This window comes from Streptomyces sp. NPDC007856, from assembly GCF_042868225.1.
In the GTDB taxonomy this organism is placed as follows: Bacteria; Actinomycetota; Actinomycetes; order Streptomycetales; family Streptomycetaceae; genus Streptomyces.
In genome coordinates, this window is record NZ_JBIAEC010000017.1 from 100,868 (window position 1) to 123,329 (window position 22,462).

The window sequence follows — 22,462 nt, forward strand, 5'->3', positions numbered from 1 at the left end:
CCCCTCGACTCACTGCAAGGAGACTCATGAACACCGCCGAACTCGCCGAATTGGGACAGCAGTTGCGCGTGGACAGCGTGCGGGCGTCCGACGCCGCGGGATCCGGGCACCCCACGTCCTCGATGTCCGCCGCCGATCTGATGGCCGTGCTGCTCGCCAACCATCTGCGCTACGACTTCGAACGTCCCGAGCACCCCGCCAACGACCGCTTCGTGCTGTCCAAGGGACACGCCTCGCCCCTGCTGTACGCCGCCTACAAGGCGGCCGGTGCCATCGAGGACGGCGAACTGCTCACCTTCCGCAAGCTCGGCAGCCGGCTCGAAGGACATCCGACGCCCCGGCGGCTGCCCTGGGTGGAGACGGCCACCGGATCCCTCGGCCAGGGCCTGCCGGTCGGGGTCGGAATCGCCCTCGCCGGCAAGCGCCTTGAGCGCACCGGTTACCGGGTGTGGGTGCTGTGCGGGGACAGCGAGCTGGCGGAGGGCTCGGTGTGGGAGGCGGCCGAACACGCCGGACACGAGCACCTGGACAACCTGATCGTGATCGTGGACGTCAACCGGCTCGGCCAGCGCGGCCCCACCCGGCATGGCCACGACCTGGACGCCTACGCCCGCCGCTTCCAGGCCTTCGACTGGCACACGGTCGAGATCGACGGCCACGACGTCGACAAGATCGACCGGGCCTACGGCGAGGCGCTGTCCACGACCGGGCAGCCCGTGGCGATCCTCGCCCGCACCCTCAAGGGCAAGGGCGTCGCCGCCGTCGAGGACCTGGAGGGCCATCATGGAAAGCCGGTGCCGGACGCGAGGGAGGCCGTCGCCGAGCTCGGCGGGCCGCGCTCGCTGCACGTCCGGGTCCACGAGCCGCCGGCCGCCGCCGCGCTGCGCAACCTGACGACCGAGGTGCTGCAACTGCCGCGCTACGACGAGGGCGACGAGGTCGCGACCCGGGACGCCTTCGGCGCCGCCCTCGCCGCGCTCGGCAGCGCCCGGGGCGATGTCGTCGCCCTGGACGGCGAGGTCGGCGACTCCACCCGCACCGAGGAGTTCGCCAAGGCCCACCCGGACCGGTTCTTCGAGTGCTACATCGCCGAGCAGCAGATGGTCGCCGCGGCCGTCGGCATGGCCGCGCGGGGCTGGCTGCCGTACGCCTCGACGTTCGCCGCGTTCTTCACCCGTGCCCACGATTTCGTGCGGATGGCGTCCATCAGCGGCTCCGGCATCAACCTGGTCGGCTCGCACGCCGGTGTCGCCATCGGCCAGGACGGGCCCTCGCAGATGGGCCTGGAGGACCTCGCGATGTTCCGCGCGGCGCACGGCTCGACCGTGCTGTACCCGTGCGACGGCAACCAGACCGCCCGGCTGGTGGCGGCCATGGCCGGCCTCGAAGGGATCCGCTATCTGCGCACCTCGCGCGGCAAGACGCCGGTGATCTACGGCCCCGACGAGGAGTTCCCGGTGGGCGGCAGCAAGACGCTCGTCTCCAGCGAGGAGGACCGGCTGACGGTCGTCGCCGCCGGGGTCACCGTGCCCGAGGCGCTCGCCGCGGCCGACCGGCTCGCCGCGGACGGCATCCGGGTGCGGGTGATCGACCTGTACTCCGTCAAGCCCGTCGACACCCAGACGCTGCACCGGGCCGCCGAGGAGACCGGCTGTCTGCTCACCGTGGAGGACCACCACGCCGAGGGCGGCCTCGGCGACGCCGTCGCGGAGGCCTTCGCCGACGGCCGGCCCGTGCCCCGGCTGGTCCGGCTCGCGGTGCGCACCATGCCGGGCTCGGCCGCGCCCGACGAGCAGTTGAACGCGGCCGGCATCGATGCCGTGGGCATCGCGGCGGCGGCCAAGCTGCTGGTGGAGGAGGCGGTCGTGCGATGAACGACACGGACGCCCGGACCGTACGGGCGGGCCGCCGCACGGTGGACATCCAGCGGCCCGGGAAGGTGCTCTTTCCGGGCGGCACCGGCGCCGAGGAGTACACCAAGGGCGATCTCGCCGACTACTACCGGTCCGTGGCGCCGTACATGCTGCCGCACCTGCGGGGCCGTCCGCTGATGCTGGAGCGGTATCCGGACGGCGTCGACGGGGAGCGGTTCATGCAGAAGAACGTCCCGAAGCACTATCCGGACTGGATCACCCGCGTGGAGGTCCCCAAGGAGGGCGGCACGGTCACGCATGCCGTCTGCGACGACACCGCCACCCTTCTCTACCTCGCCGACCAGGCCTGCCTCACCCTGCACCGCTGGCTCTCCCGCACCGACCGCTCCGGCGGCCCCGACCACCCCGACCAGCTCGTCTTCGACCTCGACCCTCCCGGCGACGACTTCGCCCCCGTGCGCGAGGCGGCCGGCCTGCTGCGGGAGCTGCTGGACGAACTGGAGCTGCCCGCCGCCCCCATGACCACCGGATCGCGCGGAGTCCATCTCGTCGTCCATCTCGACGGCCGCAGCGACTTCGACGAGGTCCGCGAATTCGCCCGTGGCGTGGCCGAGTTGCTGGCCTTGCGGCATCCGGACCGGCTCACCACCGCCGCCCGCAAGGAGGACCGCGGCGACCGTCTCTACCTCGATGTGCAGCGCAACGCCTACGCGCAGACCGCCGTCGCCCCCTACACCGTCCGCGCCCGCCCCGGCGCCCCGGTCGCCGTACCCCTCGCCTGGGAGCAGCTGGACGACCCCGGGCTCGACGCGCGCCGCTGGACGATCGCGGACGCGGTCGACCAGGCCGGCACCGACCCCTGGTCCGGACTGCCGGGCCGGGGCCGCGCCCTGGGGCCGGCCCGGCGGCGTCTCGCGGAGATTCGCTCCTGAAGGTTTGGCCATGAGATGAACGGCCACCCGCAGGAAGAGGTGACCATGTCGAACACAAGCAACACATCCCGTTCACAGAGCTCACAGAAACCTCAGAACTCACAGGAGTCGCACGACCAAGAGAAGCGGAGCAATGCGGAGGAGCGTCGGCCGGCACCCGTGGAGGTGCTGCGCGAGGCGCGTGCCCAGCTCGCGGAACTCACGGGGCTCGCTCCCGAATCGGTGACCTCTTTCGAGCAGACCGAGGACGGATGGGTGCTCGAGATGGAGGTCCTTGAACTCGCACGGGTCCCGGACACCATGAGCCTGATGGCGAGCTACCAGGTCGATCTCGACCAGGAGGGCCGGCTCACCGGCTACCGGCGCGTTCACCGGTACGAACGGGGGCGGTCCGACACGCGCCGACCCGGCGGCCGCTAGGTCGCCTTACTGCCGCGCTCGCGGAACCACCGTGACACCGACCCATCACGAGGAGGAACGGCCGGCATGACCGTTGTCCCGGCACAGACCGGAAGCGGAGGCGGCACCAGCGGCCTCTACGACGTACTCGAACTCGTTCTGGACAGGGGGCTCGTGATCGACGCGTTCGTGCGGGTCTCCCTGGTCGGCATCGAGATTCTGAAGATCGACGTGCGGGTCGTCGTGGCCAGCGTCGACACATACCTGCGCTTCGCCGAGGCGTGCAACCGTCTCGACCTGGAGGCAGGACCCCACAAGGCCCCGGGGCTGCCCGACCTCGTCGGCGAGGTCACCGAGTCCGGCGCGCGCGGCAAGTCCAAGGGCGCCCTGACCGGCGCCGCGGAGACCATCTCCGAAGCCTTCAAGCAGGCCCGCGAGGAGGGCGAGGAACGGACCCGGCCCCGTAAGGCCACGGCCCACCGGAAGGAGGAGCGGGAGTGAGCACCTACGTCTACGGGATCACCGCCCGGACGCACCAGGCCCTGCCTGAGGGCATGACCGGTGTGGGGGAGCCACCGCGCCCGGTGCGGGTCCTCACGGTCGGCGAGCTGGCCGCCGTGGTCAGCGACGCCCCTGAGGATCTGCGGGCCAAGCGCCGGGACCTGCTCGCACACCAGAACGTCCTCGCCGAGGTCGGCGCGGCCGGCTGTGTGCTCCCCATGCGGTTCGGAAACGTGGCCTCCGACGACGATGCCGTCGCCCATGTGCTCGACGAGCGCGCCGATCACTACCTGGAGCGGCTCAAGGCCCTCGACGGCAAGATCGAGTACAACGTCAAGGCCAACCATGCCGAAGAGGCCGTGCTGCATCTCGTCATGGCCGAGAACCCGGATCTGCGCAGCCTCGCCGAGGCGAACCGGCGCGCGGGCGGCGGCAGCTACGACGACAAACTGCGCCTCGGCGAGCTGGTCGCCAGCGCCGTCAAGGCCAAGGAGGCCGAGGACGCCGCCTCGGTGCAGGCCGTGCTGGAGCCGGTCGCCGCCGCGGTCAGCGCCGGCCCGCAGTCCACGGGCTGGCTGCTCAACGTGTCGTTCCTGGTCGCCCGGGACGCTGCCACCGACTTCCTGGCGGCCGCCGACCGGGTCCGCGCCGACCGCCCCCACCTCGAACTGCGCGTCAACGGCCCGCTGCCCCCGTACAGCTTCGTCGAGCCCGGTCCCGCCCAGCCGGCGGCCGAGCCGGCCGGCACGGACAGCGAGGCGCACTGACGGGGCGGCCCGGAAGGAGGAGGCCATGGGACTGATCGGCGAGGTGCTGCTGCTGCCGTTCGCACCGGTGCGTGGTGCCGGGTGGGCGATCGGCCAGGTGCTCCGCGAGGCGGAGCGGATCTACTACGACCCCGCCACCGTACGGGCCGAACTGGCGCGACTGGAAGAGCGGCTGGAGGCGGGCGAGATCACTGAGGAGGAGTTCGACCGGTGTGAGGACGAGCTGCTCGACCGGCTGGAGACAGGAATGCAGTCCGGCCGTACCACAGGCGAGGGGACGGGATGATGAACCGAACGGCACTGGGCCTCGCTATAGGGGCCGGATACCTCTTGGGGCGCACGAAGAAGCTGAAGATGGCGGTCGCGGTCGGCTCCCTGGTCGCGGGAAAGAAGCTGAACCTCGGCCCCGGCGCGCTCGCCACCATGGCGCGGCAGCAGCTGCGTGACAACCCGCAGTTCAAGGAGATCGGCGACCAGCTGCGCGAGGACCTGCGGGGCGTCGGCAAGGCAGCTTCCGGGGCCATGGTCGAGCGGCAGATGGGCGCGCTCGCCGACCGGCTGCACGACCGTACCGCCCACGTCCGCGACGAGCTGTCCGGGGCGCTGCCCGCGGTGGGCTCGGACGAGGAGCCCGAGGACGACGACCAGGACCTCGAAGCGCGGCGGGGCGGCGGCAAGGAGCGGGAGGACGACGACCGCCAGGCCCGCCGGCGGCAGTCCTCCGGCAAGAAGGCAGCCGGGAAGGCCGCGACGAAGGCCTCCGCCGGCCGGAAGACCATGGCGAAGAAGACGGCACCCGCGAAGAAGGCGGTGGCCAGGAAGCCCGGCACGGCCGGGAAGAAGGCGGCCGACGCCCGTGGCGCCGGACCGTCGAAGGGCGGCGATGACCGATGACCGACACACTCGGATCCGCAGCGTCCACGGCCGGCCGGGCCACGAAGGCCGCGCAGGACAACCCGCTCACCGAACTCGCCCACAGCGAGGCCGCCGACCGGCTGAAGGCAGAGGCACAGGAATACCTGGCCGCCCAGGCCGAACGGCTGCTCAGCGGTCTCGGGCACAAGCTCGGCGAGACGACCGTCAAGCTCAACGACATCGCGGAGGGCAACAGCCCCGGCTTCGCCAAGCTGGCGCTCGACGCAGGCCGCAAGATCGCCGAGGGTAAGGGACCGCTGCGCTCCGCCCTGGAGCTGGGCGCCTCGCGAGTCAAGGACAACGTCACGCAAGCGGTCAAGAACCTCGGAGGCGGCAAGGGCAGGAAGAAGAGCAAGGGCGGCAACAAGCCCACGGTCATCATGGAGTCGGTCGACGTCGGCGTGCCGCTGCGCACCGCCTACGACCAGTGGACGCAGTACCAGGACTTCTCCACCTTCGCCAAGGGCGTCAAGAGCGCGAACCGCGCCGACGACACCCACAGTGACTGGCAGGCGAAGATCTTCTGGTCCAACCGCAGCTGGAAGGCGCACACCACCGAGCAGCTTCCCGACCAGCGCATCCAGTGGACCTCGGAGGGCGCCAAGGGCACCACGAAGGGGGTCGTGACCTTCCACCCCCTGGGCGAGAGTCTCACCCGGATCCTGCTGGTCATCGAGTACTACCCGAGCGGCCTGTTCGAGAAGACCGGCAATCTGTGGCGCGCACAGGGCCGGCGGGTGAGGCTGGATCTGAAGAACTACGTCCGGTTCATCACCCTGAAGGGAGAGGCCGAGGACGGCTGGCGCGGCGAGATCCGCGACGGCGAGGTGGCCCGCAGCCACGAGGATGCGGTGGCGGAGGAGGAGTCCGAAGAGCCCCGCGGCGAGGACGAGGGCGAGAAGCCCGAGGAGGACGAGGGGGAGCCGGAGGAGTACGAGGATGAGGAGGAGGAAGAAGGCGAGGAGGAGCCTGAGGAGGAGTACGAGGACCAGGAGGAAGGGCGTTACGAGGACGAAGCCGAGGGTGACGAGGAGTACGAGGAAGAGGAGCCCGACTACGCCGAGCGCGGGAGCCGTCGATGACGACGCCCGGCCGGTTCCCCGAGCCCTACGGTTCGGGCAGTGGGGCCAACCTCGCCGACATCCTGGAGCGCGTGCTCGACAAGGGTGTGGTGATCGCGGGTGACATCCGGATCAATCTGCTCGACATCGAACTGCTGACCGTCAAGCTGCGGCTCATCGTCGCCTCGGTCGACAAGGCCAAGGAGATGGGCATCGACTGGTGGGAGAGCGACCCGGCGCTCTCCTCCCGGGCCCGTCGCGACGCGCTGACCCGGGAGAACGTCGAGCTCAGAGAGCGGCTGGCCCGGCTGGAGGAGCTGGAGCCGGGCCGCGTGCCGAAGGAGGCACCGTGACAGGACTGCGCTACGTCTACGCCGTCTGCCGCCCCTTCGGGACACCCCTGCAATCGCAGCTCACCGGCGTCGGGGGTGCCCCGCCGGCGCTGCTGCGCCACCACGGGCTGGTCGCGGTCGTCAGTCAGGTCCCGGCGGCGGACTTCAGCGAGGAGGCCCTCAAGGCGCACCTGGAGGACCTGGACTGGCTGGCCGCTACCGCCCGAGCGCACCAGGGCGTGATCGACGCGCTCACCACGGTCACCACCCCGCTGCCGCTGAGGCTCGCGACCGTCTTCCGGGACGACTCCGGGGTGCGGGTGATGATCGAGGCCCGTGAGGAGGACTTCGGGCGCGTCCTGGACCGGCTGGAGGGCCGGGTGGAATGGGGAGTGAAGGTGTACCTCGAGGCCGAGCCCGCCGAGCCCGCCCCCGCCGCGCAGCCCGCGAGTGGCAGGGACTATCTGCGCCGGCGGCGTGAGAGCACCCACGCGAGCGAGGAGCGGTGGCAGCGGGCCGAGGCGTTCGCCCGGTCGCTGCACGAGCGTCTTTCCCGGCTCGCCGAGGACTCCCGGCTGCATGCCCCGCAGACTTCCGCACTTTCCGCCGAACCCGGCCGGAACGTTCTCAACGCCGCTTATCTCGTGCCCCGTGCGCATTCCGAGGAATTCGTGGAACTAGTGGACCGTACGAAAGACGAGACTTCCGGAATCCGGGTGGAACTCACCGGCCCCTGGGCCGCCTATTCGTTCACGGGGGAGGCGACGCCGTGACCGTCGTCGAACGGCGCGAGGTCGCCCTCGTCGATCTGCTCGACCGACTGCTGGCCGGCGGAGTCGTCGTCACCGGAGACATCACCCTGCGGATCGCGGACGTCGACCTCGTCCGCATCGATCTGAACGCGCTGATCAGCTCCGTGAACGAGTCGGTTCCCTCGCCCTTCGAGGAGATCCTGTGACCCCGCGCAACCGGCTCGACCTGGAACCCGACACGGTCGAGCGTGACCTGGTGAAACTGGTGCTCACGGTGGTGGAACTGCTCCGGCAGCTGATGGAACGCCAGGCCGTGCGCCGCTTCGACACCGGTGAGCTCACCGAGGAGCAGGAGGAGCGCATCGGGCTCACCCTGATGCTCCTGGAGGAGCGCATGGCCGAGCTGCGCGAGCGCTACGGACTGCGGCCCGAGGACCTCAATCTGGACCTCGGGCCGCTCGGACCGCTGCTCCCCCGGGATTAGCTCACCACCGGTACCAGCGCCCCCTGCCGCCGGCGGCAGTCGTGCTGCGCACCAGAAAGCCCAGCAGCCAGACGACCAGAACTGCCAGGGCAATCCACCAGAGAACTTTCACCGCGAATCCGGCGCCGAACAGTATCAGTGCCAGAGGATTCGGGCTTCTCGAAATCGGCGGATCAGGCTTCTTTACGGCACAGAATTTCCCCGTGCAGGACCGCGAACCAGCCGTCGTCCCGTCGGCCCCATTCCCGCCAGGCCTCGGACACCGCCCGCAGCTGGTCCTCCGTCGCGTGGCCGCCCTGCGTGGCCCGTTCCGCGTAGGCGGAGGCCAGGGTGCGGTCCGCCCACAGGCCGCACCACCAGGCCCGCTCCTCGGGTGTGGCGAAGGTCCAGGTGCTGGACGTGGCGGTGATGTCGGTCAGCCCGGCGGCCAGCGCCCACGTCTTCAGCCGGCGACCGGCGTCGGGCTCCCCGCCGTTGGCGCGGGCCACCCGCTCGTACAGGTCCAGCCAGTCCTCCAGGCCGGGCACCGCCGGGTACCAGGTCATCGCCGCGTAGTCCGCGTCGCGTACGGCGATGAACCCGCCCGGCCTCGTCACGCGCCGCATCTCGCGCAGTGCCTGCACCGGGTCGCCGACGTGCTGCAGCACCTGGTGGGCGTGGACCACGCAGAAGGTGTCGTCCGGGTAGTCCAGGGCGTGGACGTCGGCGACCGCGAAGTCCACGTTGGTCAGGCCGCGCCCGGCGGCGGTGGCCCGGGCCTGCTCCAGGATGCCCGGTGCGTGGTCGACGCCGGTGACCTGGCCGTCGGGGACCCGTTCCGCCAGGTCGGCCGTGATGGTGCCCGGCCCGCAGCCGATGTCCAGGATCTTCATGTGGGGCTTCAGTGAACCGAGCAGATAGGCCGCGGAGTTCTCGGCGGTCCGCCAGATGTGCGACCGCAGCACCGACTCGTGGTGCCCGTGCGTGTAGACAGCGGTCTCCTGCGCTTTCGGCATGGCTGTTCCCCTTCACCCTCGTCACCGCTGGTACGCGTCACGATACGCGCGCATGCCGAATGATGAGACTGGCGTTTCATATATTGGATACCTGGGATCCGGGCATGCCGTCCTGACCGCTCGTCAAGGAGCTGCGGTCAGCGGGCGGTAGACAGTCAGGGCCTCCGGCAGCTTCTGCAGGGTCACCTCGCCCGACACGGCTGTCACCTCGCCGTCGTACGCCATCGGGGTGCCCGGCGTGACACCGGTCAGCCGGAGCCGGTTCACCTGCACCGCCGAGTGGGCGGGGGAGCGGGTGAGGGGGCCCGCGGCGGCAGCGGCCAGCAGGCGCAGGGCGGGCCGGCGGCTGCCGTGCACCACGCGCACGTCCAGCAGCCCGTCGGCGAGATCGGTACGGCGGCCGGGCGCGAGCCCCATGCGGTGGTAGACGCCGTTGCCGACGAACAGCAGCCACAGCGGCCGCCGTTCACCGCCCAGCTCCACCTCCAGCGGATGCCGGTCCGCGCGCAACACCCGCAGCGCGCCCAGCAGCCCGGCCGGCCACCCGCCGATCCGGGGCGCCCAGCGGTCCCGCACGCGCACCAGCTCCGGGTAGACACCCAGGCTCAGCGTGTTCAGGAACAGGCCCTCGCGCTCGCCGGCGACATAGCGGACCGCGTCCACCCGCACCGCCTCGCCGTGCCGGACCGCGCGGGCCAGGTCGCGCTCGTCCTCCACGCCAAGGTCGAGGGCGAAGTGGTTGAGGGTGCCTCCCGGCAGCACCGCGAGCGGCAGCCCGTGGCCGAGCGCGATCCTCGCGGCCGCGTTCACGGTGCCGTCGCCGCCGCACACGCCGAGCGCCCGGGCACGGGCCGCCGCCTTCTCCAGTTCGTCGCCGATCTCCGCCGGCGTGCACTCGACGATCTCCGCCCGCGGCAGCGCGGCGTGCAGCGCACGGACCCGGTCGGCCGTCCCCGAGCCCCGGTTGGCGACCACCACCAGACCCTCGCCCTCCGGCAGCGCCGGCGCCTGCGCGCGCGGCCGGGGCCGCCGCCGCATCTGGGCGCGGGTCGGCATCAGCCGCCGTACCAGGAAGGCCGCACTCGCGCCGAGGGCCGCCCCGGCCAGCACATCGCTCGGGAAGTGCACGCCCGTGTACACCCGGGACGCCGCCACCGAGAACGCCAGCGGCGCCAGCGCCGCGCCCCAGGCCGGGGACTCCAGCGCGACCCCGGTCGCGAACGCGGCGGCCGACGCGGAGTGCCCGGACGGGAACGACGTGGTGATCGGCTGCCGCTTGAGCTGCCGCACCAGCGGCACCGGGTCCAGTACCGGGCGGGCCCGGCGCACCGAGCGCTTGCCGATCGTGTTGATGGTCAGGGAGGCCACGCTGAGGGAGGCCAGGCCCCGGGCGGCCGCCCGGCGGGCCCTCGGGGTGCGGCTCGCGGCCATCGCGGCGGCCGTCGCGAACCACAGCACCCCGTGGTTCGCGCTGTGGCTGAGGCGCGGCAGCACCCGCTCGGCGCCGGGCCAGTGCCAGGCGGCCGCCGCCTCGAACAGCCGGCCGTCGAGATCCAGCAGCCGGCACAGCACGCTCCGGGCGGCCGAGCGGGCGGCCGGGTCCAGGTCGGTCAGGTCCAGGTCGGTCAGGTCCAGGTCTGGGCTCATGGGGTCCGGTTACCCTGAAGTGCCCGTTTCTTGTGCCGGTCCGCGCCGGGCGCCGGCCCGCGCGTAAGGAGTCCCCCGGATGCGCCTGCTCCTCGTCCGTCACGGTGAGACCCCGTCCAACATGGACCACCTGCTGGACACCGCCGTGCCCGGACCGGGGCTGACGCCGCTCGGCGAGGCGCAGGCCGCCGCACTGCCCGAGGCGCTCGCCGACGAGGACATCGAGGCCGTCTACGCCTCCACACTGCTGCGCAGTCGGCTCACCGCGGCCCCGCTGGCCGCCGCCCGGGGCCTTCAGGTGATCGTCCGCGACGGCATCCGCGAGGTGTCCGCCGGCGACCTGGAGATGCTGCCCGGCGAGTCCGCCGAGGGCCGGGAGTACATGCGCACGATCTTCGCCTGGGCGGCCGGCGACACCGCGCCGCGCATCCCCGGCGGGGAGAGCGGCGAGGAGGCCCTGGCCCGGTACGACGCCGTGGTGGCCGAGGCCGCCGCGAGCGGTGCCGGCACGGTCGCCCTGGTCAGCCACGGCGCCGCGATCCGCCTGTGGACCTCCGCCCGCGCCCACAACGTCGACGTCGCGTTCGCCGCCGCCCGCCCCCTGGGCAACACCGGCGTGGTCGTCCTGGAGGGCTCCCCGTCCGACGGCTGGAAGGCGCTGTCCTGGGAGGGCGCCACGGTGGAGCCGGCGGGAGAGGCGGGCCCGGCGGGGGAGCCGGTGGACACGGCGGGGTAGTGCCCGGATAAGCGTTTGCCGCCGCCGTGGGCCGCCCCGGAGAATGCCTGCCCATGGGACATCTGGAAGCCGCGCACCTCGAGTACCACCTCCCCGACGGGAGGACCCTGCTCGGGGACGTGTCCTTCCGGGTCGGCGAGGGCGCCGCCGTCGCCCTGGTCGGCCCGAACGGCGCCGGCAAGACGACTCTCCTCCGGCTGATCTCCGGCGAGCTGAAGCCGCACGCCGGTACCGTCACCGTCAGCGGCGGCCTCGGTGTGATGCGCCAGTTCGTGGGCTCCGTACGGGACGAGACGACCGTACGGGACCTGCTCGTGTCCGTCGCCCCGCCCCGCATCCGGGAGGCGGCCAGGGCGGTCGACGAGGCCGAGCACGCCATCATGACCGTCGACGACGAGGCCGCCCAGCTGGCCTACGCCCAGGCCCTCGCCGACTGGGCCGAGGCGCGCGGCTACGAGGCCGAGACGCTGTGGGACATCTGCACCACCGCGGCCCTCGGCACTCCCTACGAGCGCGCCCAGTGGCGCCAGGTACGCACCCTCTCCGGCGGCGAGCAGAAACGCCTCGTGCTGGAGGCGCTGCTGCGCGGCACCGACGAGGTGCTGCTGCTCGACGAGCCGGACAACTACCTCGACGTGCCCGGCAAACGCTGGCTGGAGGAACAGCTCAAGGAGACCCGCAAGACGGTCCTGTTCGTCTCCCACGACCGTGAACTCCTCGCCCGCGCCGCCGAGAAGATCGTCTCCGTGGAGCCGGGCCCGGCGGGCGCCGACGCCTGGGTGCACGGCGGTGGCTTCGCCACCTACCACGAGGCCCGCCGGGAACGCTTCGCCCGCTTCGAGGAATTGCGCCGCCGCTGGGACGAGAAGCACGCCCAGCTGAAGAAGCTCGTACTGACGCTGCGTCAGGCAGCTGAGAACAGCGCCGACATGGCCTCCCGCTACCGCGCCGCGCAGACCCGGCTGCGCAAGTTCGAGGAGGCCGGCCCGCCGCCGGAGCCGCCGCGCGAGCAGGACATCACCATGCGGCTGAAGGGCGGTCGTACCGGCGTACGGGCCGTCACCTGCAAGCAACTCGAACTGACCGGCCTCATGCGCCCGTTCGACCTGGAGGTGTTCTACGGCGAACGGGTCGCCGTCCTCGGCTCCAACGGCTCCGGCAAGTCGCACTTCCTGCGCCTGCTGGCCGGCGAGGACGTCGCGCACGCCGGGGAGTGGAAGCTCGGCGCACGTGTCGTCCCCGGCCACTTCGCACAGACCCACGCGCACCCCGAACTCCAAGGCCGTACCCTCCTCGACATCCTGTGGAAGGAGCACTCCCAGGACCGCGGCGCCGCGATGTCCCGGCTGCGCCGCTACGAGCTGACCCAGCAGGCCGAACAGTCCTTCGACCGGCTCTCCGGCGGCCAGCAGGCCCGCTTCCAGATCCTGCTGCTGGAGCTGGCGGGCGCGACCGCGCTGCTGCTGGACGAGCCGACCGACAACCTCGACCTGGAGTCGGCCGAGGCCCTGCAGGAGGGCCTGGAAGCCTTCGCGGGCACGGTCCTCGCGGTCACCCACGACCGCTGGTTCGCCCGTTCCTTCGACCGCTACCTGGTCTTCGGCGCCGACGGCCGCGTCCGCGAGACGCCGGCGCCGGTCTGGGACGAGCGCCGGGTGGAGCGCGTCCGCTAGGGGCGCCGGATCAGGCGCGTCCCGCCGTGGGGGTCCGGGTCGTCCTGCGTGTGCCCGCGCCCCTCAAGGGCTTCTCGCCGTCACCTCCAGCGCAGCAGTGCGCCCATGCCGCCCGGGGCGATCTCCTCCCCGGTCTCCTGGAGCACGGGGGTCAGCGACACCACCGGTGCGTCGGTCACCACGGCCGCCCGTACCAGCGCGTCGTCGGCCCGGGCCGGCCACGCCTGCTGCTCGCCGACGGTCCGCAGCTCGTCGCGGCGGGCCGCCAGCTGGTCCGGGTCCTCGCCGATCCACACCTCGCGGCGGGTGTCGGGCGCGTCCGGGCGGATCAGCAGCTCGGCGAGCCGGTGCTCGCGCGCCGCCTCGATCAGCTGCGGCACCCCCTCGACGGCCGCCGACCGCCGCTCCTCGTCCGGCGAACGCGCCGCACGGAACCGGTCCACCTCCGCCAGGATGCGCTGCCGTACGTGCTCGGCGCGTATCTCCTCCACTTCCTGCGGCAGCAGCTCGCTGTCCTTGCCGCGCGACGTCTCCACCGCACGGCCCCGCAGTGCCTTCGGCAGCTGCTCGTGCACCGACCTGCGCCCCCGGTCGTCCCCGCACAGGATCAGCAGGTCGGCGCCGGTCTCCTCCTGGCACGCGGCCAGCGCCTCGGCGACTTCACGCGCGTTGTGTTCCCAGGTGTCCTCCACCTTCAGCTGGAAGTGCCGCTCGGACCAGTCGGACGCCATCGACCGGTGCATCGGCCACTGCCGCCTGCCCGTCACCTGCCCGGCCTCCTCGTGCAGCAGCGCGCTGCGCAGTTCGATGCGGGCTCCGGTCCGGTCGATGTAGGCCACCAGCGACAGCGGGTCCTCACCGGCGAGGTCGAGCAGCGGTGTCACCCGCGGCAGCGCACCCCAGTACGCCTCGCCGTCCTGGGGACCTCGCGTCAGCGGCACCTCCAGGACCACCTCGCCGTCCCGGGCGAACACGGCCCGGCCGTACGGCTCCGGCGCGTGCCGCAGAGCCTCCAGGGCGTCGTGTACCGCCCGGCAGGTGGGCTCGTCCGCCCCTGCCGGGCCAGCTCCCGGGTGACCGCTTCCGCGATCAGATGACGCCGTTGCTGCTGGTCCTCGGCGTGCAAAGAGGTGTCGATGTATGCGGAGGCCCAGGACCCCGGATGTTCGTACAGTGGATTCAGGAACGCGAGCTCCATGGATTCCTCCCGGAGACTCCTCGGGGGCAGTGCCTGCCGGGCGGGTACCCGGGCCAGGACCCAAGGACACGGATACGACGAGCGGGGCACCACATGACCGGAGTCGAGCCCAGCCGACTGGACGACCAGCAGCTCATGAAGGAGCTGGAGACGATCCACCGCACGCGCCACGACACCCTCCTGTACGGCTCGAACGACGCGCTGCGGACCCACAACGAGCGTATGGCGCAGCTGGAGGGCGAGTATCTGCGCCGCAACCCGCGCCGTCTGATCAGCGCGGGCCGCACCCGTGAGGGCGCCAGGGAACGGCGGTGCGGCGGGGCGGCGACTCCGGAGTCGTCCGGCACCTGAGCGGCCGGACCGGCCCGCTGGGGCCGGCACACGAAGAGGGCCGGCCCCAGCGGGCCGGCCCTCACGGTCGGGCGGCTCAGCCGGCCTCACCGGCGAACACATGCAGGAACGCGTCGCAGAACGCCTTCAGATCATCCGGCTTGCGGCTGGTCACCAGCAGGTTGGAGCCGTGGTCGCAGATCTTCACCTGCTCGTCCACCCAGGTGCCGCCCGCGTTGCGGATGTCCGTCCGCAGACTCGGCCAGGACGTCAGCACCCGGCCCCGTACGACGTCCGCCTCCACCAGCGTCCACGGCGCGTGGCAGATCGCGGCGACCGGGCGGCCCTGCTCGAAGAAGTCCTTCACGAACGCCACGGCCTTGTCGTCCATCCGCAGGAAGTCGGGATTGGCCACCCCGCCGGGCAGGACGAGACCGCCGAACGACCCCGCGGAGGACTCGCCCACCACCTCGTCCACGTCGAACGTGTCGCCCTTGTCGAGATGTTCGAACGCCTGGATCTTCCCCGGCTTCGTGGACACCAGCACCGGCTCGTGCCCGGCGTCGGAGACCGCCTTCCACGGCTCGGTCAGCTCGACCTGCTCCACACCCTGGGGCGCCACGAGAAACGCGATGCGCATGACTGCTCACTCTCCTTCCGTGTTCTTCTCGCCGGCACCCCTCGCGACATCGGTCGCCCGGCCCCGGCTCACCCGGTCCCGGCTCATGCGCCGCTCGCCAGCGCCTCGGCCAGCTGCTGCACGTTCTCGTAGCGCGCCGAGTGGGGCAGCCCGGCCACCGCGTCGACCAGTGCGGTCGGCGCGTTGTGCCGGCGCAGCATCCGGGCCAGGTCACGGGCGGTCGCCGGGAACGAGCCACGGCTCAGGGTGCGGGCCAGCTCAGACCGCACCCGCTCCAGCGACGCCGGTGAGCCCAGGCCGCCCACGGGCCCGCTCCACACCTCGGGGTCGTCGTCCGCGGCCGGTTCCGGATCGTGCCACTCCTCCACCCGTGTCGGGTGGCCGGACCTCAGCAGACCCTTCAGCTCGTGTTTCATCTCATCGTCCCGGTGGACGTTCAGCCGGTCACTGCCTCGCTGCATGTCAACCTCCACAGGGGGCTAGCCCTTGTCCTTGCCGGGCAGGAACTCCTGCACCTTGGCCTTGAAGCCCTGCTTGACCACCGACCTGCGGTCGGTGTCCCCCTTCAGGATCGACGCCGCTGTCGCCTCCATCTGCTCCCAGGTCGCGTGCGGCGGGATCGGCGGCACGGCGGGATCGGTGAGGAACTCGATCACGCACGGCCCGTCGGCCTCAAGAGCCGCCCGCCAGCCCGCCTCCACGTCCTCCGGCTTCTCCACCCGGACGCCGGTCAGACCCAGCGAGCGGGCGAACGCCGCGTACTGCACGTCCGGGATCGACTGCGACGGCAGGAACGACGGGGCGCCCTCCATGGCGCGCATCTCCCAGGTCACCTGGTTCAGGTCCTGGTTGTTCCACACGCCGACCACCAGCCGCGGATCCGACCAGCGGTCCCGGTACTTCGCCGCCGTGATCATCTCCGCCAGGCCGTTCATCTGCATCGCGCCATCGCCGACCAGCGCGAACACCGGCCGGTCCGGATGCGCGAACTTCGCGCCGATCGCGTACGGCACGCCCGGCCCCATCGTGGCCAGCGTCCCGGACAGCGAACCGCGCATGCCCGGCCGCATCGTGATGTGCCGCGCGTACCAGTTGGCCACCGAACCGGAGTCGGAGGTCAGGATCGCGTTCTCCGGCAGCAGCGGATCCAGCGCCCGGGCCACGTACTCGGGATTGATCGGATCGGCCGACAGACCGGCCCGCCGCTCCATCGTCTCGTGCCAGCGCCGCACGTTCGCGCACACCGTGTCGTACCACTCGCGCCCGCCCCGGTCGCTGGTCAGCAGCGGGATCAGCCGGCGCAGCGTCGCCCTCGCATCACCGACGAGATTCACCTCGTAGGGGAAGCGCATCCCGATCATGTGCGGGTCGATGTCGATCTGCACCCCCCGCGCCTTGCCGAAGTCCGGCATGAACTGCGTGTACGGGAACGACGACCCGATCGTCAGCAGGGTGTCGCAGTCCCGCATCAGCTCGTACGACGGCCGACTGCCCAGCAGGCCGATCGGCCCGGTCACGTACGGCAGTTCGTCGCTGAGGACGTCCTTGCCGAGCAGCGCCTTGGCGACCCCGGCGCCGAGCAGCTCGGCGATCTCCTGCACCTCCGCGACCGCAGCGGCCGCGCCCTGGCCCACCAGGATCGCCACCTTGTCGCCCGCGTTCAGCACGTCCGCCGCGCGGCGCAGCGCCTCGTCCGTCGGGGTCGCCGTGTAGTCGCTCATGCCCATGCTGGAGGGCACCATCTTGAACTCGTGCGTCGGCGGCGAGTAGTCCAGTTCCTGCACGTCACCGGGGATGATCAGGGCGGTCGGGCAGCGCCGGGCGTGGGCGGTGCGCATGGCCCGGTCCAGCACGTTCGGCAGTTGCTCGGGCACCGTCACCGTCTCCAGGAAGTCCGAGGCGACGTCCTTGAACAGCGTGTGCAGATCGACTTCCTGCTGGTAGGAGCCGCCCATCGCGGACCGGTCGGTCTGGCCGACGATCGCCAGCACCGGCACATGGTCGAGCTTGGCGTCGTACAGGCCGTTGAGCAGATGGATGGCGCCCGGTCCCGACGTCGCCGCGCACACCCCGATACGGCCGCTGAACTTCGCGTATCCGACCGCCTCGAACGCGGACATCTCCTCGTGCCGGGACTGGATGAACCGCGGCCGGTCCTCGGCCCGGCCCCATGCGGCGAGCAGCCCGTTGATGCCGTCGCCCGGATAACCGAAGACCTGTTCCACGCCCCAGGCGCGCAGGCGCTCGAGGATGTGGTCGGAGACCTTGGTGCTCATGGAGGGACCTCCCCGGTGGGGTGCGAAGCGGACGATCCGGTCAGCACCTGCCGAGTCACCTGCACCGGGGACGGAAAACCTCCCTGGTGGTGCGGACGCGATACCCGCCGAGGTGGCCGCCGCGGCCGGCGGGGCCGAAACCGGGGCCCGTTCCGTCACCCGGCCGGGCGTGCCCGTCCCGCGAATGGGGTCCGGCCGCGCGCGCCGCGGCGCCGCGCGGGCTGTCATGGCAGCGAGGGCACGCCCGTGCCCCGTACCGTGACGCCGCGTCCGCCGAGGAGCCCGTCCCATGCGCCGCACCGCTCGTGCCCTGTCCGTCGCCTCCGTCGCCGGGGCCGTGCTCGCCCTGGCCGGACCCGCCGCCTCCGCCGACGCGGGCCCGGGCATTCCGTCCCCGCCCCTCGCCACCGCTCCGATGGCCGTCCCGGAACCGTGCGCCGCGCCACAGCAGTGCGGCGACTCCCGCGTCGGCCCCGCCGCCACGTGCCGGCCCGGCGAGCCATGCCAGGACGGTGCGGGGTGCAGGCCGGGGGAGGCGTGCCCGGGCGGTGCGGGTGCGGGGTGCAGGCCGGGGGAGGCGTGCCCGGGCGGTGCGGGTGCGGGGTGCAGGCCGGGAGAGGCGTGCCCGAGCGGTCCGGGTTCGGGGTGCAGGCCCGGCGAGGCGTGCCCCGACGACGGCCACCGGTGCGCGCCGGGCCACGACGAGCCCTGTCTGGACGGTCGCCCCTGCGGCGCCCCCGACGGCCGGCGGGCTCACGGCACCGACGGCTGTGACCCGCCCACCGTGCAGCACGGAGCCGAGGCAGGGACGGGAGGCAGCTACACCGACTCGGTCCCGGCCCTCGCCGCCGGCGCCGCCCTCATCGCCGCGGCCTGCGGCGGAGCCGGCTACCGGCTGTACGGCAGATGGCGCACCGCGGGAGCCCGGCCCACGGACGGATGACCGGGGCGACGCCCGCCCCCATGGAGTGCCGTCCGGCGGGTACACACCCTCCCGAGGGCACCAGCGGGCGGCCCCCACATCAACGGACACCACAGGCCACGGACACACCCCCCGCCCGGTCCGGCCCCGGCCCGGACCGGGCGGCACACGGCACCACGACCGCGCGGAGGCGGACATGCGGCGGACGGACCCCGAGGGCCACGGCCCGGTCCGCTACGGCCCGCCCCTGCCCGGCGACGGCCTCCCCGTGCTCCCCGAACTCACCGCCGTACTCGCCGCGGCGGCGAGCCGCGCCGACGCCCAGCCCGTCGGCGGCGCCCCCGCCCTCCTCGAAGCGGCCTGCGGCTACTGGACCCGGCGCGGACTGCCCACCCTTCCCGACCAGGCGGCCGCCGGCCCCGGCGCCCCGGCGCTGCTGCTCGCCCTGACCGCCGCACTCGCCGGCGACGGCGCCGACGTCCTCGTCCCGCGCCCCTGCGCGGCCTGGTGGGCGCCGTACGCCCGGGTGCTCGGCAGGCCCGCCTACCATGTGCCCACCCCCGCCGAGAGCGGCGGCGTCCCCGATCCCTACGCCCTGCTGGAGACCGTCCGCCGGGTCCGCGCCGAGGGCGGTGACCCACGGCTGCTCGTGTTGTCCGTCGCCGACGATCCGACCGCCACCGTCGCCCCGCCGGAACTGCTGCACGAGACCGTCGAGGCCGCCACCTCCGAAGGACTGCACCTGGTCAGCGACGAGACCTGGCGCGACACCCTGCACCACCCCCACGACACCGTGCTGCTCAGCCCCGCCGAGATGCAGCCCGACCGGGTCACCGTCGTGACCGACCTCGCCGGATCCCTGCTGCCGGCCGGCTGGCCCGCCGCCGTCGCCCGCTTCCCGGCCACCGAATCCGGCCGGGAGCTCCACGCGCGCGTGCTCGACATCCTCACCGGGCTCGGCGCCCGCATCGCCGCACCCGTCGCCGCCGCGGCCGGCTACGCCCTCGACGAACCCCCACCCGTCACCGAGCGCCGCGAGGCCGCCGTACGGCTGCACGCGCGCGTGGCCGCCGCCGCGCACGCCGCGGTCGTCGCGGGCGGCGGGCTCGCCCGCCCCCCGCAGGCCGGCCGTCACCTGTACGCCGACCTCGGCCCGCTGCGCGAACCCCTCGCCGAACGAGGCGTCGGCGACGCACAGGAGTTGGAGGACCTGCTCACCGCCCGGCTCGGCATGCCCGCGCCCGGCGGCCACCGTTTCGGCGACGACCTCGGGGCGCTGCGGGTAAGGCTCGCCACGGGCCCCCTCCTGGGCGGCACCGACGAGGAACGCGCGGAATGCCTCACCTCACCCCTGCCGTTGGAACTGCCACATGTGCAACGCGCGTTGATCTTCTTGACGTCGGTCCTCGACGATCTCCGCGACGACGCTCAGCGATGGGAGCCTCCTCGATGACGCAGCAGACGCATGAGCCCGAGACGCACGAGCCCGCATCGGCCCCGACGAGTACGACGACCATGGCGACCGCACCGACCGTACCCACCGCACCGACTCGCTCCACCGGCACTCCGACCCCCCTGGCGCCCCCTTTCCCGCCGCTGGCCGAGCCCCGCCCTCTCGCCGAACACCGCGTGTGGCCACGCACCTTCCACGACCGGCTCACCGCCCCGCTGCCGGGCCTCAAGGCCCTCGCCCGCTTCGCCCGTGAAGGCGCCGTGCGCCCCGGCGCCGAAGGCCTCGCGGACATCCACCGGCTCCCCTGCGCTCCCGCCCCGCTGCCCCGCGTCGACACCCGCACCCTCGCCGTCACCTGGGCCGGACACGCCAGCTGGGTCGTGCGGATCGGCGGTCTCACCGTGCTCACCGACCCCGTCTGGTCCCGCCGCATCCTCGGCACCCCGGCCCGCATCACCCCCGTCGGCGTCCCCTGGGACACCCTGCCCCGCGTCGACGCCGTCGTCATCAGCCACAACCACTACGACCACCTCGACGCCCCCACCCTGCGCCAACTTCCGCGGGACACCCCGGTGTTCGCACCGGCCGGCCTCGGCCGCTGGTTCCGCCGGCGCCGCTTCACCCGCGTCACCGAGCTGGACTGGTGGGAGGGTGCCGAACTGTCCGGCGTCCGCTTCGACTTCGTCCCCGCCCACCACTGGTCCAAGCGCACCCTCACCGACACCTGCCACAGCCTCTGGGGCGGCTGGGTGCTCACCGACGCCGAGGGACAGCGCCTCTACTTCGCCGGCGACACCGGCTACGGCCACTGGTTCTCCCGCATCGGCCGCCGCTACCCCGGCATCGACCTCGCCCTCATGCCCATCGGCGCCTACGACCCCCGCTGGTGGCTCAGCGACGTCCACTGCAACCCCGAGGAGGCCGTACAGGCCACCTTGGATCTGGGCGCCCGCCGCATGGCCCCCATGCACTGGGGTACGTTCATCCTCTCGGCCGAGCCGGTCCTGGAACCGCTCACACGGGTGCGGACGGCCTGGGAGAAGGCGGGACTGGAGAGGGAAGACCTGTGGGATCTACCGGTCGGCGCTTCAAAGGTGCTTGAGTAAGGCGACCCGCGCTACCGAAACCGCCGCACCGCGCTACCGAAACCGCCGCACCACGCTACCGAAACCGCCGCACCACACTCGGCATCGCGCTGATCACAACGGTCAGCGCGACCGCCACCACAATCCCCTCCCACGGCTCCTTGAACAGCGAACCCCCCAGAATCCCGATCACCTGGTAGGTGGCCGCCCAGGCCAGACACGCGGGCAGGTTCCCCCGAGCGAACCGCCTGAGCGGCCACTCCGCCATCAGGCAGGCCAGCATCACCGGTATCCGCCCCGCAGGGACGAGCCGGGACAACACCAGCACGGCGACCCCGTGTTCGGCCAGCCTCTCCCTCGCCGACGCCAGCCGCGCGTCCGGCGCCCGCGACCGTATCGCCTCCAGCCACCGCGACCCGTTCCGCGACCGCATCCCGCGCCGCCCCAGCCGGTACAGCGCCACGTCCCCCAGGAACGCCGCCAGAGACGCCGTCACGAACACCAGAGCCAGCGAGAACGGCGCCGTCTGATGGAACGCCACCACCGCCGCCGAACTCACCAGCGCCCCGGTCGGCACCACGGGCACCAGCGCCCCGATCAGCACCAGCAGAAACAACGACGGATAGCCGATCGCCTGCTGCGTCGACTCCGGCGGTACGGTCGACGTGGTGGACGCGGCGGCCAGCACCGCCACGGAGGCCGCCCACCTCACCGCGCGACCACCAGCCGCACACTCTCACCGTGCCCCAGCTTGTGCACCGCCACCCCCGGCGCCGCCAGGGCCGCCAACCGCACGAACTCGTCCCCCGGCGCATGGAACTCGTGCGGGCGCACCGCGTCCATCCCGATCGGCCAGTACGTCCCGTAGTGCACCGGCACCGCCGCCCGCGGTGCCAGCCGCGCCAGCGCCCGCGCCGCCCGTCCCGGGTCCAGATGCCCAGCACCGAGATACGGCCCCCAGCCGCCCACCGGCAGCAGCGCCACGTCCACCGGCCCCACCCGCTCGGCCATCGCGCCGAACAGTCCGGTGTCCCCGGCGAAGTACGTCCGGGCCTCGCCCTCCACGACATATCCGAGCGCGGGCGAGCGATGCGGGCCCACCGGCAGCCGCCGCCCGTCGTGCAGGGCCGGCACCACCCGTACCAGCAGCTCACCGATCCGCACCACGTCTCCGGGCACCACCTCCGTCACCCGCAGCCGGCGCAGACCGGGCACCGCCCGTGGTGCGCCCCGGGGCACGAGCAGGCGCGTGCCCGGGGCGAGGCCCGCCAGCGAGGGCGGATGCAGATGGTCGGCGTGCAGATGCGAGACGAGCACCACGTCCGCGCGACGGGCCTCGGCCGGCGGCAGGGCGCCCCGGCGCCGCCGCAGGTGCGCCAGCCGGCGGGCGAACAGAGGATCGGTGAGCACCCGTATGTTCGCGTCCTGGACCGTGCAGGTGGCGTGACCCCACCAGGTGATCTCCACCGGCACCCTTTTCGCCTCCTTCA

At 72.7% G+C, this 22,462-nt stretch carries 26 protein-coding genes and 1 pseudogene; 18 read left to right on the forward strand and 9 right to left on the reverse strand.

The genetic code is table 11. The features are described from left to right. Positions 1 to 26: 26 nt before the first annotated feature. The 12 genes from ACFYOH_RS33990 to ACFYOH_RS34045 all read left to right on the forward strand — a co-directional run bounded on the left by ACFYOH_RS33990 (position 27) and on the right by ACFYOH_RS34045 (position 8,017). Entirely contained in the window at positions 27 to 1,874 is a 1,848-nt protein-coding gene (locus ACFYOH_RS33990) for a transketolase (RefSeq protein WP_388633783.1), read from the forward strand. Beyond that, positions 1,871 to 2,806 (forward strand): non-homologous end-joining DNA ligase, encoded by a 936-nt coding sequence (gene ligD, locus ACFYOH_RS33995; protein ID WP_388633785.1) that lies wholly within the window; start codon positions 1,871 to 1,873, stop codon positions 2,804 to 2,806. The genes ACFYOH_RS33990 and ligD overlap by 4 nt, the downstream gene beginning before the upstream one ends. Positions 2,807 to 2,851: 45 nt before the next feature. Then, positions 2,852 to 3,226: a gas vesicle protein gene (locus tag ACFYOH_RS34000; protein WP_388633787.1), complete on the forward strand. Its 375-nt coding sequence runs from the start codon at positions 2,852 to 2,854 to the stop codon at positions 3,224 to 3,226. A gap of 66 nt (positions 3,227 to 3,292) precedes the next feature. Continuing rightward, positions 3,293 to 3,706 carry a gas vesicle structural protein GvpA gene (locus tag ACFYOH_RS34005; RefSeq protein ID WP_388633789.1) on the forward strand — a complete coding sequence of 138 codons (414 nt, stop codon included), beginning with the start codon at positions 3,293 to 3,295 and terminating at the stop codon, positions 3,704 to 3,706. After that, complete coding sequence (locus ACFYOH_RS34010) at positions 3,703 to 4,473, forward strand: GvpL/GvpF family gas vesicle protein (protein WP_388633790.1); 771 nt, start codon at positions 3,703 to 3,705, stop codon at positions 4,471 to 4,473. The genes ACFYOH_RS34005 and ACFYOH_RS34010 overlap by 4 nt, the downstream gene beginning before the upstream one ends. A 25-nt stretch (positions 4,474 to 4,498) precedes the next feature. After that, positions 4,499 to 4,759: a gas vesicle protein GvpG gene (locus ACFYOH_RS34015; RefSeq protein WP_388633792.1), complete on the forward strand. Its 261-nt coding sequence runs from the start codon at positions 4,499 to 4,501 to the stop codon at positions 4,757 to 4,759. Beyond that, a complete protein-coding gene (locus ACFYOH_RS34020; RefSeq protein ID WP_388633975.1) occupies positions 4,759 to 5,367 on the forward strand; it encodes a DNA primase in 609 nt (202 codons plus the stop codon). Before ACFYOH_RS34015 ends, ACFYOH_RS34020 begins: the two co-directional genes overlap by 1 nt. Beyond that, complete coding sequence (locus ACFYOH_RS34025; protein WP_388633795.1) at positions 5,364 to 6,470, forward strand: SRPBCC family protein; 1,107 nt, start codon at positions 5,364 to 5,366, stop codon at positions 6,468 to 6,470. Before ACFYOH_RS34020 ends, ACFYOH_RS34025 begins: the two co-directional genes overlap by 4 nt. Beyond that, positions 6,467 to 6,802 carry a gas vesicle protein gene (locus tag ACFYOH_RS34030; RefSeq protein WP_388633797.1) on the forward strand — a complete coding sequence of 112 codons (336 nt, stop codon included), beginning with the start codon at positions 6,467 to 6,469 and terminating at the stop codon, positions 6,800 to 6,802. The genes ACFYOH_RS34025 and ACFYOH_RS34030 overlap by 4 nt, the downstream gene beginning before the upstream one ends. Then, positions 6,799 to 7,554 (forward strand): GvpL/GvpF family gas vesicle protein, encoded by a 756-nt coding sequence (locus ACFYOH_RS34035; protein WP_388633800.1) that lies wholly within the window; start codon positions 6,799 to 6,801, stop codon positions 7,552 to 7,554. The genes ACFYOH_RS34030 and ACFYOH_RS34035 overlap by 4 nt, the downstream gene beginning before the upstream one ends. Continuing rightward, entirely contained in the window at positions 7,551 to 7,739 is a 189-nt protein-coding gene (locus ACFYOH_RS34040) for a gas vesicle protein (protein ID WP_356311891.1), read from the forward strand. The genes ACFYOH_RS34035 and ACFYOH_RS34040 overlap by 4 nt, the downstream gene beginning before the upstream one ends. Next, positions 7,736 to 8,017 (forward strand): gas vesicle protein K, encoded by a 282-nt coding sequence (locus ACFYOH_RS34045; RefSeq protein WP_069777790.1) that lies wholly within the window; start codon positions 7,736 to 7,738, stop codon positions 8,015 to 8,017. The genes ACFYOH_RS34040 and ACFYOH_RS34045 overlap by 4 nt, the downstream gene beginning before the upstream one ends. A 1-nt stretch (position 8,018) precedes the next feature. Here ACFYOH_RS34045 and ACFYOH_RS34050 read toward each other — a convergent pair whose 3' ends face one another. The 3 genes from ACFYOH_RS34050 to ACFYOH_RS34060 all read right to left on the reverse strand — a co-directional run bounded on the left by ACFYOH_RS34050 (position 8,019) and on the right by ACFYOH_RS34060 (position 10,659). Further along, positions 8,019 to 8,183, reverse strand: a complete 165-nt coding sequence (locus ACFYOH_RS34050; RefSeq protein ID WP_388633977.1) for a hydrophobic protein — start codon at positions 8,181 to 8,183, stop codon at positions 8,019 to 8,021. A 7-nt stretch (positions 8,184 to 8,190) separates the two neighbouring features. After that, positions 8,191 to 9,012, reverse strand: coding sequence for a class I SAM-dependent methyltransferase (locus ACFYOH_RS34055; protein WP_388633804.1), 822 nt, complete (start codon positions 9,010 to 9,012; stop codon positions 8,191 to 8,193). Positions 9,013 to 9,135: 123 nt separating this feature from the next. After that, the gene (locus ACFYOH_RS34060; protein WP_388633806.1) at positions 9,136 to 10,659 is read right to left on the reverse strand and encodes a bifunctional phosphatase PAP2/diacylglycerol kinase family protein; all 1,524 of its coding nucleotides are present in this window, start codon (positions 10,657 to 10,659) and stop codon (positions 9,136 to 9,138) included. A 79-nt stretch (positions 10,660 to 10,738) separates the two neighbouring features. On the opposite strand from ACFYOH_RS34060, the gene ACFYOH_RS34065 reads away from it, so the two are divergent. Both ACFYOH_RS34065 and ACFYOH_RS34070 read left to right on the forward strand, forming a co-directional pair. Then, complete coding sequence (locus ACFYOH_RS34065) at positions 10,739 to 11,395, forward strand: histidine phosphatase family protein (RefSeq protein WP_388633808.1); 657 nt, start codon at positions 10,739 to 10,741, stop codon at positions 11,393 to 11,395. Between the two features lie 53 nt (positions 11,396 to 11,448). Continuing rightward, on the forward strand, positions 11,449 to 13,068 hold the full coding sequence (locus tag ACFYOH_RS34070; RefSeq protein WP_388633811.1) for an ABC-F family ATP-binding cassette domain-containing protein: 1,620 nt from the start codon (positions 11,449 to 11,451) through the stop codon (positions 13,066 to 13,068). Between the two features lie 80 nt (positions 13,069 to 13,148). On the opposite strand, the pseudogene ACFYOH_RS34075 reads toward ACFYOH_RS34070, so the two are convergent. Then, positions 13,149 to 14,266: pseudogene (locus ACFYOH_RS34075) on the reverse strand (Vms1/Ankzf1 family peptidyl-tRNA hydrolase). Positions 14,267 to 14,359: 93 nt separating this feature from the next. On the opposite strand from ACFYOH_RS34075, the gene ACFYOH_RS34080 reads away from it, so the two are divergent. Continuing rightward, positions 14,360 to 14,617 (forward strand): DUF6158 family protein, encoded by a 258-nt coding sequence (locus tag ACFYOH_RS34080; protein WP_388633813.1) that lies wholly within the window; start codon positions 14,360 to 14,362, stop codon positions 14,615 to 14,617. Positions 14,618 to 14,693: 76 nt separating this feature from the next. Here ACFYOH_RS34080 and ACFYOH_RS34085 read toward each other — a convergent pair whose 3' ends face one another. From ACFYOH_RS34085 to ACFYOH_RS34095, 3 genes are all read right to left on the reverse strand, one after another. After that, entirely contained in the window at positions 14,694 to 15,236 is a 543-nt protein-coding gene (locus ACFYOH_RS34085) for a type 1 glutamine amidotransferase domain-containing protein (protein WP_388633816.1), read from the reverse strand. A gap of 83 nt (positions 15,237 to 15,319) precedes the next feature. Then, positions 15,320 to 15,697 (reverse strand): DUF2795 domain-containing protein, encoded by a 378-nt coding sequence (locus ACFYOH_RS34090; protein ID WP_388633819.1) that lies wholly within the window; start codon positions 15,695 to 15,697, stop codon positions 15,320 to 15,322. A gap of 18 nt (positions 15,698 to 15,715) precedes the next feature. Continuing rightward, positions 15,716 to 17,512, reverse strand: a complete 1,797-nt coding sequence (locus ACFYOH_RS34095) for a thiamine pyrophosphate-requiring protein (protein ID WP_388633821.1) — start codon at positions 17,510 to 17,512, stop codon at positions 15,716 to 15,718. Positions 17,513 to 18,296: 784 nt separating this feature from the next. Here ACFYOH_RS34095 and ACFYOH_RS34100 point away from each other — a divergent pair. The 3 genes from ACFYOH_RS34100 (at position 18,297) to ACFYOH_RS34110 (ending at position 20,993) form a co-directional block, all read left to right on the forward strand. Then, the gene (locus ACFYOH_RS34100; RefSeq protein ID WP_388633824.1) at positions 18,297 to 18,455 is read left to right on the forward strand and encodes a hypothetical protein; all 159 of its coding nucleotides are present in this window, start codon (positions 18,297 to 18,299) and stop codon (positions 18,453 to 18,455) included. Positions 18,456 to 18,630: 175 nt separating this feature from the next. Beyond that, entirely contained in the window at positions 18,631 to 19,887 is a 1,257-nt protein-coding gene (locus ACFYOH_RS34105) for an aminotransferase class I/II-fold pyridoxal phosphate-dependent enzyme (RefSeq protein WP_388633827.1), read from the forward strand. Beyond that, positions 19,884 to 20,993 (forward strand): MBL fold metallo-hydrolase, encoded by a 1,110-nt coding sequence (locus ACFYOH_RS34110; RefSeq protein ID WP_388633830.1) that lies wholly within the window; start codon positions 19,884 to 19,886, stop codon positions 20,991 to 20,993. Before ACFYOH_RS34105 ends, ACFYOH_RS34110 begins: the two co-directional genes overlap by 4 nt. A gap of 55 nt (positions 20,994 to 21,048) precedes the next feature. Here ACFYOH_RS34110 and ACFYOH_RS34115 read toward each other — a convergent pair whose 3' ends face one another. Then, complete coding sequence (locus ACFYOH_RS34115; protein ID WP_388633832.1) at positions 21,049 to 21,666, reverse strand: DedA family protein; 618 nt, start codon at positions 21,664 to 21,666, stop codon at positions 21,049 to 21,051. 14 nt (positions 21,667 to 21,680) lie between these two features. Further along, the gene (locus tag ACFYOH_RS34120) at positions 21,681 to 22,445 is read right to left on the reverse strand and encodes an MBL fold metallo-hydrolase (RefSeq protein WP_388633979.1); all 765 of its coding nucleotides are present in this window, start codon (positions 22,443 to 22,445) and stop codon (positions 21,681 to 21,683) included. Between the last annotated feature and the right edge of the window lie 17 nt (positions 22,446 to 22,462).